This is a genomic window from Ruegeria sp. AN11 (assembly GCF_056536005.1).
In genome coordinates, this window is sequence record NZ_JBQFJD010000001.1 from 1,800,344 (window position 1) to 1,815,953 (window position 15,610).

Below are 15,610 nucleotides of genomic sequence, written 5' to 3' on the forward strand. Positions count from 1 at the left end.
CCCGGAGACCGCCATGCACATTGATCCCACCCAGTTGAAAATCGTTGAACAACGCCTGCTGTGGTTGTCGCATTGGATGATCCACCATGCCAATCATGTCCGGCCCAAGGTGGATGGGATCAAGATCGGTGGTCATCAGGCTTCGTCCGCCTCGATGGTATCGATCATGACGGCGCTCTATTTCTCGGCCCTGCGGCCGGAGGACAGGGTCGCCGTCAAACCCCACGCGTCGCCGGTCTTTCACGCGATGCAGTACCTCATGGGCAACCAGACCCGCGAGAAAATGGAAAACTTCCGCGGATTTGGCGGTGTTCAGAGCTACCCCAGCCGAACCAAGGATATCGATGACGTAGACTTCTCGACCGGGTCAGTGGGCCTGGGTGTCGCAATCACCTCGTTTGCCTCGATCATTCAGGATTACATCAAGGCCAAAAGCTGGGGTGCAGACGCCCCATTGGGTCGCATGGTTGCACTGGTCGGCGATGCCGAATTGGACGAAGGCAATATCTACGAGGCGTTGCAGGAAGGGTGGAAGAACGACCTGCGCAACACTTGGTGGATCATCGACTACAACCGCCAGTCACTGGATGGGATCGTACGCGAAGGGCTGTTCGCGCGGATCGAGAAGATCTTTGATGCTTTTGGCTGGGATGTCGTACGCGTGAAATACGGCGTCCTGCAACGCGCTGCATTCGAAGAGCCCGGAGGGGACCGGTTGCGGAACTGGATCGACGCCTGCCCCAATCAGGACTATTCGGCCCTAACGTTCATGGGAGGTGCGGTGTGGCGCCAGCGCCTGATGGACGATCTGGGCGATCAGGGAGACGTCACGGCGCTTATCGAACGGCGCACGGACGCGGAACTGGCGGCCTTGATGGAAAACCTCGGTGGCAACTGCGTCGAGACCATGTCCCGGACATTTGCCGCGATCGACCATGATCGCCCGACTTGCTTTCTAGCCTATACGGTAAAGGGCTGGGGCACGCCCATTGCCGGTCACAAGGACAACCACGGCGGGTTGATGAACAACAGTCAGTTTGCCGCGTGGCAGGCCCATATGGGCGTGCTTGAGGGTGAGGAATGGAATCCGCTCGCTGCAGTTGAGGACCCTGAAGCCCTGAAAGACTTCCTGTCCAAAGCGCCATTCTTTGCCAAAGGTCCTCGGCGCTATCTTGATGACAAGCTGGATGTGCCGCCAATAGGGATCGACACCAGCCGTGAGATTTCAACCCAGATGGCTTTCGGCAAGATTCTGGACGCCTTGTCCAAGGGCGACAGCCAACTGGCCGAACGCATTGTGACAACGTCGCCTGACGTAACCGGCACCACCAATCTTGGGCCATGGGTGAACCGTCGCAAGCTTTTCGCGCGTTCCGAACAGACCGACGCCTTTGTCGAACATCGTATCCCCTCGACGGCCAAATGGGAGTTCACGCCGGAAGGGCAGCATATCGAACTCGGGATCGCTGAAATGAATCTGATGCTGTTGCTGGGCGCGGCGGGTCTTTCGCATTCCCTGTTTGGAAAGCGGCTGATCCCGATTGGAACGGTTTATGACCCCTTTGTCTGCCGCGGACTCGATGCATTGAACTATGCCTGCTACCAGGACGCGCGCTTCATACTGGTGGGCACGCCGTCGGGGGTTACACTGGCTCCGGAAGGTGGGGCGCACCAGTCCGTCGGCACCCCCCTGATCGGGATGAGCCAGGATGGGCTGGCCGCATTTGAACCTGCCTTTGCCGACGAGTTGGCGGTGATCATGGAATGGGCCTTCGACTACATCCAGCGCGACGGCGAGGGACAACCGGACGAGCGCACCTGGCTGCGTGATGAAACCGGAGGGTCGATCTACCTGCGCCTGACGACCAACCCGATCGAACAGCCCGGCAAACGCGTGGACGACGAATTCCGTCAGGGTGCGATCGATGGGGCCTATTGGCTACGCAAACCTGGGCCCAATTGCGAGGTCGTAATCGCCTATCAAGGGGCAATTGCACCAGAGGCGATCAAAGCCGCAGGAGCAATTGGTGAAGGCCGTCGGGACATCGGTGTTCTGGCCGTCACGTCCGCCGATCGGTTGAATGCCGGATGGACCGCCGCCCAACGGGCACGGTCACGCGGAAACAAGGCGGCGCTGTCCCACATCGAAGCCCTGATGTCTGACCTTCCGCGTCACTGCAAACTGATCACGGTGATCGACGGGCATCCTGCGACCCTGTCCTGGCTGGGGTCCGTGCATGGACATCCGACGATTCCAATGGGTGTCGAGCACTTCGGTCAGACCGGCACGATCGGCGACCTCTATCGTCACCACTGCATTGACGCCGATGCCATCATCGAAAAGGTGAGCGGATTGACAGATGGGAAACCAATGCAACAACCGAGCATCGGCCTTGTTAGGGACTGACACCCTCTGATCGCAGCGTTTTGCAGGGTGAGGCCCCTTGGTCAAAGACGTCTCACCTCGGCGTGAAATTGCGACCCAAGTAATGCCGGTTTGATTTCGACCAGCTTGCGCCGATCCTTGCAATTCGGACCGGAACTATGGGTCTTCTTCTTGATCCCGGATTCCATCTCCAATCCGACGGCAACCGGGCTGTGGCTGTTCGGAAATCAATTTGAAAAGGCCAGCCAAATTTTCAGCCTGCTATCCGTGACCGAATACCTTGTCCGCGAAACCATCCACGAGGAAGTCAATCAGGGCCCGAACGCGCCGTGGCAGGAAGGGCATTTCCGGTCGCAGTACGAAGACCCCACCGCCGGCGCTAGGCTCCGCGCGATCCGACAGAACCGGACACAGGCGACCTGTGCGCAAGTCGTCGGATATCAGAAACTCCGGCAACCACGCTATGCCGCGTCCCGCACAGCACGCCGAACGGAGCGCTTCCAGACTATTGCAGGAAAACCCCGACCCGAGCCGCGACATGCCGCCACCCGTTCGTTTGAAGCCCCAATCCGACAGATATTTTTCCGGCCCGAGGCGCAGGCATCTGTGCGCAGTCAGGTCCTCGGGTTCCAGTGGAACTCCGCTCCGCTCAAGATAACCGGGCGCGGCACATGGGATCCGCTGATTGTCCATCAGTTTCCGTGACACGAGGGACGAGTCCGGCAAGATGCCGCTGCGGATTGCGAGATCGAAGCCATCGCCCACCAGATCAATGATCTTGTCCGTCAGCAACAGCTCGATTTCGACTTCGGGATTAAGCTCCATGAATTCGACCACCAGAGGGACAACATGTAACTGGCCAAGAGCCGCCGAGCTTGTCACACGGATCACACCGCGCAGGTTGCCGGCATCATCGGCAATGTCCTCTTCCAGGGCTGTCAGGCGGGCAAGAAGATCCCTCGCTTCCTCTACATATCGTTGTCCGGCCTCCGTCAATGCCATGCGCCGGGTCGAGCGGACAAGAAGCGGCACCCGCAACCTCTGCTCCAACAGGTGCACCCGTTTGCCCACCGCAGACGGGGTGTACCCCAACACGCGGGCCGCGGCCGAAAAACTGCCGTGGTCAACCACGGCCAGAAGGATTTCCAGTTCCGTTTTTTGCGACATTTATTCCAAAAACTATTAAAAGTTGATCCAAGATACCGGATTGTCGGCGCAAACTTTCCAAATTATCTATGGTGGAGGCCAATAAACCAAGGAGAAATACCTTGCCCATCGCTTCGAACACCTCCCTTTTTAGCCCGTTCACCCTGCCGAACGGGCGTGTTTTGAAGAACCGGATCGTCAAATCGGCCATGTCGGATTCGCTGGCGGATGGCCGGGGCAACCCGACCGCCGCCCAGATGCGTCTCTATGAACGCTGGGCCGAGGGTGGTTTGGCGGCGTCGATCATCGGTGAAGTGCAGGGGGATCCGCGTTACCCCGAAAAACCGGGTAATCTCGTGCTCGACGAGGCGGCCGATATGGCGGCTTTCCGGGATCTGGCCCGCCGTGGCTCGGTCAACGGGGCGCAGCTTTGGCTGCAACTTGGCCACGCCGGGGCGCTCGCGCATCGACCGATCGGTCATCCCAAAGGCCCAAGCGCTATCGATTTCCCTGATTTCAGCAGTGAAGCCATGTCGCTTGCCGAGATCAGGACCATTCCAGAAAAATTTGCCCGCACAGCCCGTCGGTCTGCCGATCTGGGGTTTGGCGGTGTCCAGATCCATGCAGCGCACGGATTTTTGTTGAGCCAGTTCCTCTCCCCCCTCTTCAACCGTCGAACGGATGCCTATGGTGGCCCGATCCACGCGCGGATGCGGTTGCTGATCGAAACCGTTGAGTCTGTGCGCTCTGCGGTGCCGTCTGATTTCACAGTCGCGGTCAAACTGAGCGCCACTGACCAGCTTGACGGCGGACTGACGGAACAAGACGCGCTCAGGGTGGTTGCCGGGTTGGACGGCAAAGGCGTCGATCTGCTGGACATCAGCGGCGGGACCTATTTTCCCGGCGCGCCATCTAGTTCCGAACGGTCAACCAAAGGTCCCTACTTCCTCGACTTCGCGCGCGCCGCACGGCGGTTGATCAAGACCCCACTCATGGTGACCGGAGGGTTCAAGCATCGCGCGGAAGCAGACGCGGCAGTCAAATCAGGGGATGTGGATGCGGTCGGCATAGCACGCGGTTTCATCCTGGACCCTGATTTGCCCAGCACTTGGCAGGCTGCGAAGAGTGACCCAGTCTTCCCTCGCTTCGCCACTTTGCCACCGGGCGGGATGACCGCATGGTTCACAATGCGAATGACGGACTATGGAGAAGATCGGGAGGGGCCGGTGGATCGGGATATTTTTCAGGCTATCGCGGAATATGAAAACCGCGACCATCAGCGTGTAGGGATTTGGAACGAGAAGTTTGTTTGAAAACGCCCCTGCCTCCGAACACGCCAAACATAATCGACGAGGGCGTAGATACTGTCGTGGCTTCTACGCCGATCTATTCCGAAAAGCGCCAACATCGCAAACCACCGTCTATCCAACAGATGTTTTGGGAACGTCCACAATGTTGGCTTCACACCTCTGAAACCAATCAAAAAAAGCATTGGCCCCAGGTTTGCACGGATGGTCATAGCGCGTGAATGTCGAACGTATCAGAGAAACCTTTTATCTTCGTTGCGCCGAATGTCTTTTCCACATGGGCACCTTCCAACAGCGCCAGTGTTTCCTGATCTATCAAAATTCGGCTACCGGTTCGCTGGGTTTCCGCTTCAAGACGGGCCGCAAGGTTTACGGTCGATCCGATGCAAGTATACGTCGCCCGGTTGTCCGTGCCGGCATATCCGGCAACAACCTCGCCGGTTGCGATTCCGATGCCGATCTTCAAGGCATCTTTCCCTTCCGCGCGCCGTTCGAGATTTAAAATTTCGATCATGTTGTGCATCTCATGTCCCGCCGCCACCGCACTTTGCGCAGAGTTGGGCAGGGGTTGCGGAACCCCAAAAAGCGCCATCAAACCGTCGCCCAGCATCAGGCTGACAATGCCGCCATTGCTGGTCACAGCCTCGAACATCAAAGTGTAGAAGATATTGAGCAGATCAATGGTTTCTTCCGGCGCGAGGTTTTCCGACAACGTCGTGAAGCCCCGGATATCGCAAAACAAAACCGACGCGTTGGCACGTTTGCCGCCGATGGCGAAGCCGGACGCTTGCAGGTCCTGGGCTACTTCGGTGGTTGCAAAGCGTTCAAGCAGACGCTTCTGTTCGTCCCGCAGTCTTTTCTTTTCGAGGCCACTGGAAACGCGTGCACTGAGAAGCGTCTTGTTGACCGGTTTCGGCAAGTAGTCTTCGGCCCCCAATTCAATGCAGCGCACCACATTGTCGAGCCCTTCGACAGATGAGGTCACAATCACCGGCAAATCGCGCAGGTCGGTGTCCGACTTGATCGCCTCAAGAACCTGGAATCCGTCCATTTCCGGCATTTCAATATCGAGAAGAAGCAGGTCGAAAGGCTGACTGGACAGCATCTCCATCGCAACCCGACCGTTTTCCGCCACCGAAGCCTGGTGACCCAAAAGCTCGACATTCCGGGACAACAGCAGGCGATTGACCTTGTTGTCGTCGACAATGAGCAGATGTCCGGGGGCGTCAGTCATCAATCAAGCTCCGAAGCGCCGCTGCTGCGGAGTTAAGGGCCGCCTCCAACGCGTTCGCATCCGTAAGATCACCGGCCACGGGCGGCTTTCCAAGCTCGACTTTCCTGGCCAGTTCGGCAAGCGCCGTTGCACCAAATGTGCTTGCATTGGATTTGATGGAATGTGCGGCCCGACGGTATCTGTCGGCATCGGCCGCGCCCGCGGCTGCCTTCAATTCGCTTATCATTCCGGGGGCTTCGTCGAGAAAGGTGTTCACAAGCTCGGCAGCAAAGTCTTCGCCTGTCGCGTCTTTGAGTTCCATGAAGATTTCATGATCAATTGGGCTATCTGTCATGGATCACCTTCTTGTTCGGGGGGAGTTCAAAAGGGCTTCAATTAAAACGGGGACTCGGATCGGTTTGGTGATGTAATCATCCATACCGGCGTCCAGGCACATCTCGCGATCGCCCTGCATCGCGTTCGCAGTCATGGCAATTATGCGAGGACGGCTGCCATCGGGGAACGCCTTGTTGATCCGGCGGGACGCCTCCAACCCGTCCATTTCGGGCATCTGCACATCCATGAACACGACGTCGTATGTTTGTCGGTTTACGCTTTCAACGGCCTCAGCGCCGTTGCTGGCCAAATCCGCGCGATACCCCATCTGCTCCAACAAGCGGAGGGCGAGTTTCTGGTTCACCAAATTGTCTTCCGCCAGCAATATGCGCAGTGGGTAGCGCTTTGCCATATCGGGGTCTGTTTGGGGTTTGTCCGGTGGTTTGGCCACTTTCAATTGCACCTTTTGGGTCGCAAACAATGTGACCAACGTATCAAATAGCTGCGATTGACGTAACGGTTTGGCAAGGTTGGCGGCAAACAACCCGTCCTCAAGATCCACGTCGCGCTGGCCGAGTGAACTGAATAGGATCATCGGCAGTGCCGGCCGCTTTGTGCGGATCTTTCCTGCAAGTTCCTCTCCATCCATTTCCGGCATATGCATGTCGAGGATGGCAAGATCGAACCGGTCGGCCTTTCCCAGCAGGCCCAGCGCTTCGGACGGGGTTTCACACGTCGTGGTTTGGGTGCCCCACTTCTCGGTTTGGAGAGCCAGGATTTTGCGATTGGTGGCGTTGTCGTCCACCATCAGAATACGCTTGCCCTCAAGCTCGGGCTGAACGCCAACCAGATTGCGAGACGATGACTTCACTGGTTTCGCCGCTTTGGCCCGGATCTTGAACAAAAAGGTAGAACCACGCCCTTCGCCTTCGCTTTCCGCCCACATTGTCCCACCCATAAGCTCTGCAAGACGCTTGGAGATCGCAAGACCCAGACCAGTGCCACCATATTTGCGGGTCGTTGAACTGTCTGCCTGGCTGAAAGATTGAAACAGACGGCGCATGCCCTTGTCAGACAGGCCAATTCCGGTGTCGCGAACTTTGAACGTGAGTTCCAACGCGCCCTGCTCCTTGGCTGATCGTTCAACGGACAGAACCACTTCGCCGCTTTCGGTGAACTTCACGGCGTTAGACAGAAGGTTCAGCAGAATTTGCCGCAATCGGGTCAAGTCGGCGCTGATCGCCGGGGGCAGGGCATCGTCGAACTCATAGGCCAAATCGAGCTGTTTTTCGGCAGCTTTGCCGCTGATCAAATCCAGCGCGCTTTCTATGCATTCACGCAAGTCGAACGGATGGTTCTCGATATCCATTTGCCCGGCCTCGATTTTTGAGAAATCGAGAATCTCGTTGATGATACCCAATAGCGCATCGCCACTGTCGCGGATCGTATTGGCATAATCGCTCTGCTCCGCATCCAACTCGGTGTCCATCAAAAGCCCGCTCATTCCGATCACGGCGTTCATCGGGGTTCTGATTTCGTGGGACATGGTGGCCAGAAAAGCGCTTTTGGCTTCGTTGGCCTCTTCCGCGGCCTTGCGCGCTTCTTCGGCCTCTCGGAATAGGCGCACATTCTCAATTGCTATGACGGCCTGGTCGGCAAAAGATTCCGCCATGGCAATATCGTCATCCGAAAATGGCTTTTTCGTTTTCCTGATGAACACAAGGCCACCCAGGCAGGTGCCGCCACGCATCAACGGAACACCCAGGTAAGCCTCGGTTCCGTTTTCCTTATGCAGTTTTTTCGCCAATCTCGGCAGTTCATGTGATGAAAAGTCGGAAACATGCCGTGTTCTTCCCGACATTAGTACCGATGACTGGAAATTGTCTTGTGGATCAAGCGGGTGACGGGACTGTCCGAAGTCGCGTATCAACCCGTGCGGTGAAGCCACGGCCACTTGCCACCAGGATGACTCATCGGCCAAGGTTGCTATCGCCATATCACACGAAACAAGCCGGGTCGCGGACTCTACGATCATCTCAAAAACAGGCGTTGTATCCGTAGGCGATTGGCTGATCACCCGTAGTACATCAGCACTCGCCGTTTGACGCGCGAGCGCAGTTTGCGTGTCATTGAACAATTGAGAATTCTGGATCGCGATAATCGCCTGCGACGCGAATGTCTCCATTTGCTTGATTTGCTTTTCGTCAAAAGCAGCAGCCGTTCGGCTGCCCATGCTGATGACACCAATTGTGGCGCCGTTACGTATCAGAGGCACGGAAAGAACGGATCGATACCCTTCGAGGTTCGACTTCAGAACCGGATCATAAAGAGGGTCTGCCTGCGTATCCTCGACATAGTCGGCCTGTCCACGAAGAAGTGCACGCGCGGTCGCCGATGAGTTCCCCGGTTCAAATGGGTGCGCCTTCAGAAACTCGGTAAATCCGTCTGACAGGTTGTGCCCCGCAAAGAAATGATACTTCCCATCCTCTGGTTTCTTCAAGGCGACGAAGGCATCCTGAAGACGGCAGATACGGGACGAAACCGCCAGCAACGCTTCCAGCACGGGTTCCAATGCGTCAGGAGATCGGGAAATCACCTCGAGAACTTCAGTCGTGGCAGTTTGGTACTGCAAGGCCTCTTCGACTTCTGCGGTGCGTGCCTGCACTTCTTCGAAAAGCTGCGTGTTGTTGATGGCGATCAGTGCCTGAGACGCAAAGGTTTCCAAAAGGCTGATCTGTTTGTCGTTAAACGCCGAAGCCTGCCGGTGCGCCATGACGATGACCCCAAGCGTCAGACCATTTTTGACAAGCGGAACGCCCAAAGTGGTCAGGTAATCGCCCATCTCGGCCGCTTGTTTCCATGTGTAAGTCGGATCGTTGCGCGTATCCTCGATGTAGACTGTTTTTCCATGCAACGCCGTTCGCCCGATGCACGAGCCTTCTTCGGGAGCTATGGGGTTGTCTGACAGGAACGTCAGAAACGCATCGCTCACGTTGTGGGACATGACCACCCGGTACAGCCCGTCGTCTGGGTCCCGCATCGCGAAGAATGCATATTCCGGTGAACATATGCGCGAAGAAACCTCGAGGATGGCATCCAGCACCGGCGGCAGATCGTTGGGCGAGCGGGAGATGACATCCAGCACTTCTGACGTGGCTGTCTGGTACTTCAGTGTCTCTTCCACTTCGGCCGTACGTGCCTGAACTTCTTCGAACAACTGGGTATTGTTGATCGCAATCACGGCCTGGGCCGCAAAAGTCTCTAATAGAGAGATCTGCTTTGAATTGAATGGCGCGACCTTGTCGTGGCAGAGCACGATCACACCGACCACCACTTTTCCCTTGATTAGCGGGACACCTAGCAGCGAACGGTACTTTCCGATGCGAGCTGCCTCTTTCCATGCGTATTCGTCAGCTTCCGTGTCCTTGTAATAGACTGTTTCCCCTCGAGCTGCTGTTTGGCCAATTCCGCTCCCGTGACCGGCCGGAACAGGGTTGGCCTTCATGAACTTCATGAAAACACTGTCAAAATCGAGCATGATGTCCGTGTGGTAAAGGTTATCTTCCGGATTGAGGATCGAAATCGCTGCGTATTTTGGTTCGCAGATCCGGCTTGCGACCTTCAGGATTTCCTCAAGTACCGGCTCCAACTCGTTCGGAGAGCGCGATATGACCGACAACACGTCTGACGTGGCGGTCTGGTATTCCAGCGCTTGCTCTACTTCCGCAGTGCGTTTCTCAACCTCGCGGAATAGGTTCGCGTTTGTGATGGCGATAATGGCCTGGTCTGCGAAAGTTTGAAGCAACTGAATCTGTTTCTTGGAAAACCCGGAAACTTCCGGCGACCCGAGCGATAACACGCCCACGACCTTGCTGTTCTTGACCAACGGCACCCCAAGCAGTGATTTGTATTCACCGACGCCGCTTTCTTCCATCCATGTGTAGGACGGGTCCGCTTCGACATCTTCGATATAGATTGTGCGCTTGGACAGAATGGCCCGCCCGCTTACACCGCTCTCACTGGGCGAAATAGGGTGTGATTTGACGTAGTCCGCAAAAGCCGTGTCCTGAGTGAGCGTCGAGTGAACGTGAAATAGTCCGTCGTCCGGATTCAACATCGCAACATAGGCATCCTGCAACTCGCAGATACGCGACGCCTCTTTGAGGATGGCATCGAGAACGGGCGACAACTCATTTGGTGACGCCGAAATAACCCGCAGCACTTCAGATGTGGACGTCTGGTATTCCAGCGCTTGCGTAACTTCCGCCGTGCGGTCCTGGACCTCCCGAAACTGGCGAACATTCTCCATTGCTATCACGGCCTGGGCCGCAAAGGTCTGGACCAGAGCGACGTCGTCATCTGAGAACGGTGCAACTTCACGGCGATAGAGCACGATCACCCCAAGTCCGGTGCCGCCTTTCATCAACGGAACCGCAAGAACCGAGCGTGCTCCTTCGATCTCGACCATCTGAACCCGTTTCGGGTCGCGGTCCCGGTAATAAAGCGGATCATCGGCGATGTTGTCCCGACGAATGACCTGCCCATCGACCATGGGCCTGATTGCGATCAGTTCCGTACGTGTCAAAGGCTCGGTGAATTCCCTGAGCGCTTCATCAAAATCGGTTCTCGCGCCAATATTGGCCGGGATCGTTGCAAGACCGCGTTCGTGATCAGCGACACACAAGAAGGCCAGCGGTGCCTTGCACAAACGGCTGGCATTTTCGAGAATGCTGTGGAAGACCGGCTTGTCGTCGTCGCGGCTGCGGCTGATGACTTCAAGGATTTCTCGCGACGCTTTCTCCCGCTCAAGCCGTTCCTGAACTTCGCGAAACTGGCGCGTGTTCTCGATGGCAATCACCGCGTGTCTGGCGAATTCATCGATTAGCTGCACATCAGGGTCGGCGAATGGACGCACCTCGCGGCGGCTGACCGCGATGGCCCCGATGGCCTGCCCCCCCTGCATCAACGGAACTGCGACGCGGGACCGAATGCCTTCTACCTCAACCATCGCAACCGCCGTTGGATTGCCCGAGCGATAGTAATCTGTGTCAGCTATATCGTCGACGCGAACTACCTGACCTGTTCGTATTGCGATAGCGGCTGTAAACGAACCTTCGAGAGGCCACTCCGTTCCTATTTCAGCCCCTTCTTTTTGGTGACCCCAAGCCGCCACGAGCCTTCCGCAGGTTCCAGCAGAGTTTACCAGAATGAGTGCGGCCTGATCCGCACCACAAACCTGAGTGGCCTGCTGAAGAACCACCTCAAAGACCCGCGCATCGTCGTCCCGGCTTTTGCTGATCACTGTCAGAACTTCCCGCGTCGCCGTTTTGCGTTCCAACTGAGTGTGCAGCTCTGTCATTTGGCGTGTATTGTCGATGGCGATGACAGCCTGAGCTGCAAAGCTCTCGACCAAAGCAATCTCGTCATCGGTGAAAGGGCGTACTTCGCGCCGATAAATCCCGATGACGCCAACCGGGTCGCCGTCCACTGAAATCAGAGGGACTGTCAGAAACGAGCGGACACCTTCTTCATCAACCAACTGACGGCGCCAAGGGTCCCCGTTAATGTAATGGTCTGTCAGGCGTAAATCGACGTTGTGAATAACCCGCGCTTCCCGCACAGACTCGGCAATCTGAAGATTTGAGTCCAACGACCAGCGATCAACACCGACCTCGTACGTGGCCAATTGATCGCCGTAATGGGCGGCGTATTCTAGATGCGTTCCCGCTTCATTCAAAAGGCTCAGCGTCGCGACATCGGTTTCACACAGCCGGGCGGTGTTTTCGAGGATCGTTTTAAAGACCGGAGCTTCATCCTCCCGAGAACGGCTAATTACCTCAAGCACTTCGCGCGTGGCGCCCTCGCGCGCCAGGCGGGTCTGCAATTCGCGGAATTGGCGAACATTCTCGATTGCGATCACGGCTTGCGCGGCGAATGTTTCCACCAGCCGAACCTGATCATCGGTGTATGGGCGCACTTCGTTGCGCGCCAACATCAAACACCCGATTGCCGAGCCATCCAGTTTCAATGGAACAAACAGATTGCTGCGGCATCCATGTGTGTCGACAATCAGCTTGAAACGCTCATCACCGGACTTGTGAAAATCGGTATCTCCCATATCGACAACGCGTTTGGTCTCGCCGCTGAGAATGGTATCGGTCACAAGGGAATTGCCCGGCTCCATGGTGTACTTACCGTCGAGCCAGAGCTGTTGAATGTCCGGGTGCAGATTAACGCTGGCCACCAGTTGCTGAAGGGCACCCCCTTCTCGCCCCAGAACCAGACCGGCGAAGAAAGCGTCGCAGAGATCTTTTGCCAGCGTTACAATCAGATCGCAGACCGGTTGCACGTCATCCTTGGTCTCGGAGATTGCCTGCATAACCCGCGCAGTCGCTTCGAACCGCGCCTGCTGATCAGCGACGCTGAACCCCTCAATTTGCGCGGATGACGACGCAGGACCTGCCGTCTCTCCTGATGGTCTTTTTTCACCCACGTGAGGTTAAGCTCCCCAGTCAACTCATGAAAAGTACCAGGTTCGAGTTTAGAGAGCATGAGATAGAAGTCACTGAGTTTTCTTCGCGGGTCCCGGAATCAGCGTTGCCCCGCAAACAGCCCAAGGGCACATGATCCGATCATTTCAGATGAGCCGTGCCAAAACACACATGACGAAGCGAGCTGCCGTCGGCACCTTTTTCAGGTGTTCTGTTAGCACTTCATTGAAAAATCTGGATTCAACAAAGAAAGCGTTTGGGACTTGTCGATGCGTGTGCTCGACATGCGCGCGTTGAATTGTGTTGGCAACAGCGATCCCATCATCTTCGGGAGAAAGGTATTCCGTCGTTCGCGCCTATCGCAAACTGATCCGCACGAGCCTCAGGCGGGGGCGACGTCCTTCATTTGGATGAGCTGAATGAGATTTCCGCACGTGTCATCAAAAACAGCCATGTGAACTGCCCCCGCATCCATCGGTTCGGTGACGAAATCCACGCCCAGATTTTTCAGCCTCTTGTACTCAGCATCAAGGTCCCGGACCTGAAATGAATGTGCGGCGATGCCGTCTGCAACAAGGGCTGCTTTGTAAGGCCCCACCGCCGGGTGGTCGCTTGGTTCAAGCAGCAACTCAGTCCCTTCGGGATCTTCCTTTGATACGACCGTCACCCAACGGTTTTCGCCCAATGAGATATTGTGCTTGACCTTGAACCCCAGGGTTTCAGTGTAAAACTTCTCAGCTTTGTCTTGGTCATCAACAAATATGCTGGTTACATAGATTTTCATGTCTTGGATCCGTTTGGTTTGTAATTTGTGAGCCATGATGCAGCCGCGATGTGCTCATCGCTCACGCGCAAGGAGTGCGTTTTTGTCCGACCCTTCCATTCAACTTCGATCAAGCCTGCCTTCTCCAACACCGCCAGATGCTGGGAAACCGTCTGCCGGGACAACGCAACACCATCCTCCGCAACCGATGCGGCGCAAACTTCGAACAGCGACTGGGCAGGTTGCCTGCTCAGACGGTCGATGATGCGGCGGCGGGTGCTGTCGGAAAGTGCCTTGAAGATTAGGTCGAGCTGATCATCTTTCATGGCTTCAATATGCAGCAACATTACTGCATGTTTCTTGCGCCGGAAGAGACGTTCACGAGTCCTGCGAAGATGCCAGAAATGGGCGCACCAGGACTATTTTTCATACGACTTGACACATGACGGGCGGATGACTAAGTCGACAACCGCCTGAGGCATACCGCTTCGTGCAACGGAGATTTTATGAAAGAGACCCGGGCCTAACGCCCGTTCCTGGCGACCCAAATTCAGGAACACAAACATTGATAGGCACACTCACGCGCGATGCTGAGTGAACCTGTTTCTGTGATTTCGTAAGATCGAGACATCCCAATGAATATCTCAAAGCACGAGCAACGTGTTTTGCACGAACTCGCCCTTGGCGGGGCGATCCACTTCGAACGCCTAGAAAACGGCAAAATCCACGACGTCACTTGTTACACGCGCGACGGTCATGTCCTGACCGACTGCAGCCTTGGCGTCTTCAAGCGCCTTTTGAAGCGCCGTTTCATTCGTTCGAAAAACGGCAGTCCTTACCGCGCATCCGCGTTGGGGATCAAATCTGTGCGTGCGCAAATGAACCAAAGATAGGAAAGAAAAATGAACCATATGAAAATCGAGGTCATCGGGCTTTTTACCCAAGTTCAAGTTAGTTCCGACAAACAAGCAGACACCGCACCCCTGAGCTTTTGACCCTGTCGCAATTCTGGATGCAGCTTGAGTTGAGGCCCGGAATCGCAAAGCCGCTCGATGGTAAGGCGATTGCGGTCGCACTGATCATGCAGCCGGAGATGACAAAGTAATCTTTGGTTAGGCTCCGTAGTCTGCACATACCCTTCGCCATCCAATTGGCGGAGGGTTCTTTCGGCTACACAGTGCTCAATCTTCTTTTGGGAAATACGTCTTCCACCTCGGCTCTTGGCCTAAACTCGGTGCAGGGAACTGGCAAAATCTTGCCGGGGAATTGGCAACCCTCTTTTCATTTCAGATTGGATTACCGTAAAAGCCTCGAAAGTCTTCGAACAGGCAAAGAAGCGACTTGCACACCAGCGCCCGCAAAACGAATACAAACCTGCCGATTTTGCTCGGCACTGCCCGAACCGCGATTGCGTTGGGGCTTTTCATTCTTGTTTCTGCCTGTGCCCAAAACCCATCCGAAAGGGAACTCAATCCGGAACGTCAGTCAATGGCGTTGCGCGAGGTTTCACAAAAGCAGGCCCGGGGGCAAAGGGTGTGGTGCGTACCCTATGCACGAAGCCTCAGCGGCATCGAAATTCGCGGCAACGCCAAGGACTGGTGGAGCAAGGCGCACAATATTTTTCAGCGGGGCAATGAACCGGTTGTCGGTGCGGTGATGTCGTTTCGGGCTACCCGAGGGATGCCGTTGGGCCATGTGGCTGTCGTGTCCGACATTGTCACCGAGCGGGAAGTTATCGTGAACCACGCGAACTGGCACCGCAATAAGGTATCATTGAAAATGGGCGTCAGGGACGTATCCAAAAACAATGACTGGACGCTGGTCCGGGTCGAAAGTCAGCCGGGCCGGTATGGCAGTTTCTACCCGGTGAACGGATTCATATATCCGATCGCTACCAAGTAGCCCAAACTAATTTCTCTTCTCGTTCGCCGTAGACCCGTAGAATACCCCGCGCGCAATTCTCATCCC

Annotated in this window: 10 protein-coding genes; 4 read left to right on the forward strand and 6 right to left on the reverse strand. The window is 56.0% G+C overall.

Going from position 1 to position 15,610, the window contains the following annotated elements; all coding sequences use genetic code 11:
* Positions 1-13: 13 nt before the first annotated feature.
* Positions 14-2,407 carry a 1-deoxy-D-xylulose-5-phosphate synthase N-terminal domain-containing protein gene (locus ACR3EQ_RS08885; RefSeq protein WP_170612244.1) on the forward strand — a complete coding sequence of 798 codons (2,394 nt, stop codon included), beginning with the start codon at positions 14-16 and terminating at the stop codon, positions 2,405-2,407.
* Positions 2,408-2,647: 240 nt separating this feature from the next.
* On the opposite strand, the gene ACR3EQ_RS08890 is transcribed toward ACR3EQ_RS08885, so the two are convergent.
* Positions 2,648-3,553: a LysR family transcriptional regulator gene (locus ACR3EQ_RS08890; RefSeq protein WP_170612246.1), complete on the reverse strand. Its 906-nt coding sequence runs from the start codon at positions 3,551-3,553 to the stop codon at positions 2,648-2,650.
* 101 nt (positions 3,554-3,654) lie between these two features.
* Between ACR3EQ_RS08890 and ACR3EQ_RS08895 the strand changes: the two genes are divergently transcribed.
* On the forward strand, positions 3,655-4,845 hold the full coding sequence (locus ACR3EQ_RS08895) for an NADH:flavin oxidoreductase/NADH oxidase family protein (RefSeq protein ID WP_480442095.1): 1,191 nt from the start codon (positions 3,655-3,657) through the stop codon (positions 4,843-4,845).
* 202 nt (positions 4,846-5,047) lie between these two features.
* Here the strand turns inward: ACR3EQ_RS08895 and ACR3EQ_RS08900 are convergent, their stop codons facing one another.
* From ACR3EQ_RS08900 to ACR3EQ_RS08920, 5 genes are all read right to left on the reverse strand, one after another.
* Complete coding sequence (locus ACR3EQ_RS08900) at positions 5,048-6,073, reverse strand: response regulator (protein WP_170612250.1); 1,026 nt, start codon at positions 6,071-6,073, stop codon at positions 5,048-5,050.
* Entirely contained in the window at positions 6,066-6,407 is a 342-nt protein-coding gene (locus ACR3EQ_RS08905) for an Hpt domain-containing protein (RefSeq protein ID WP_170612252.1), read from the reverse strand. Before ACR3EQ_RS08905 ends, ACR3EQ_RS08900 begins: the two co-directional genes overlap by 8 nt.
* A 3-nt stretch (positions 6,408-6,410) precedes the next feature.
* The gene (locus ACR3EQ_RS08910) at positions 6,411-12,881 is read right to left on the reverse strand and encodes a GAF domain-containing protein (protein WP_480490403.1); all 6,471 of its coding nucleotides are present in this window, start codon (positions 12,879-12,881) and stop codon (positions 6,411-6,413) included.
* A gap of 380 nt (positions 12,882-13,261) precedes the next feature.
* On the reverse strand, positions 13,262-13,663 hold the full coding sequence (locus ACR3EQ_RS08915) for a VOC family protein (protein ID WP_480490405.1): 402 nt from the start codon (positions 13,661-13,663) through the stop codon (positions 13,262-13,264).
* Entirely contained in the window at positions 13,660-13,989 is a 330-nt protein-coding gene (locus ACR3EQ_RS08920; protein WP_480442099.1) for an ArsR/SmtB family transcription factor, read from the reverse strand. The genes ACR3EQ_RS08915 and ACR3EQ_RS08920 overlap by 4 nt, the downstream gene beginning before the upstream one ends.
* 288 nt (positions 13,990-14,277) lie before the next feature.
* On the opposite strand from ACR3EQ_RS08920, the gene ACR3EQ_RS08925 reads away from it, so the two are divergent.
* Entirely contained in the window at positions 14,278-14,535 is a 258-nt protein-coding gene (locus ACR3EQ_RS08925; protein WP_170612258.1) for a YjhX family toxin, read from the forward strand.
* A gap of 448 nt (positions 14,536-14,983) precedes the next feature.
* Entirely contained in the window at positions 14,984-15,544 is a 561-nt protein-coding gene (locus tag ACR3EQ_RS08930) for a CHAP domain-containing protein (protein ID WP_480490407.1), read from the forward strand.
* Positions 15,545-15,610: the final 66 nt, after the last annotated feature.

What these genes read in the sequence shown, in the direction of transcription:
- ACR3EQ_RS08925 (WP_170612258.1), top strand. Translation starts at nt 14,278, where the DNA reads ATGAATATCTCAAAGCACGAGCAACGTGTTTTGCACGAACTCGCCCTT.
- ACR3EQ_RS08915 (WP_480490405.1), bottom strand. Translation starts at nt 13,663, where the DNA reads ATGAAAATCTATGTAACCAGCATATTTGTTGATGACCAAGACAAAGCT.
- ACR3EQ_RS08890 (WP_170612246.1), bottom strand. Translation starts at nt 3,553, where the DNA reads ATGTCGCAAAAAACGGAACTGGAAATCCTTCTGGCCGTGGTTGACCAC.
- ACR3EQ_RS08920 (WP_480442099.1), bottom strand. Translation starts at nt 13,989, where the DNA reads ATGTTGCTGCATATTGAAGCCATGAAAGATGATCAGCTCGACCTAATC.
- ACR3EQ_RS08885 (WP_170612244.1), top strand. Translation starts at nt 14, where the DNA reads ATGCACATTGATCCCACCCAGTTGAAAATCGTTGAACAACGCCTGCTG.
- ACR3EQ_RS08900 (WP_170612250.1), bottom strand. Translation starts at nt 6,073, where the DNA reads ATGACTGACGCCCCCGGACATCTGCTCATTGTCGACGACAACAAGGTC.
- ACR3EQ_RS08905 (WP_170612252.1), bottom strand. Translation starts at nt 6,407, where the DNA reads ATGACAGATAGCCCAATTGATCATGAAATCTTCATGGAACTCAAAGAC.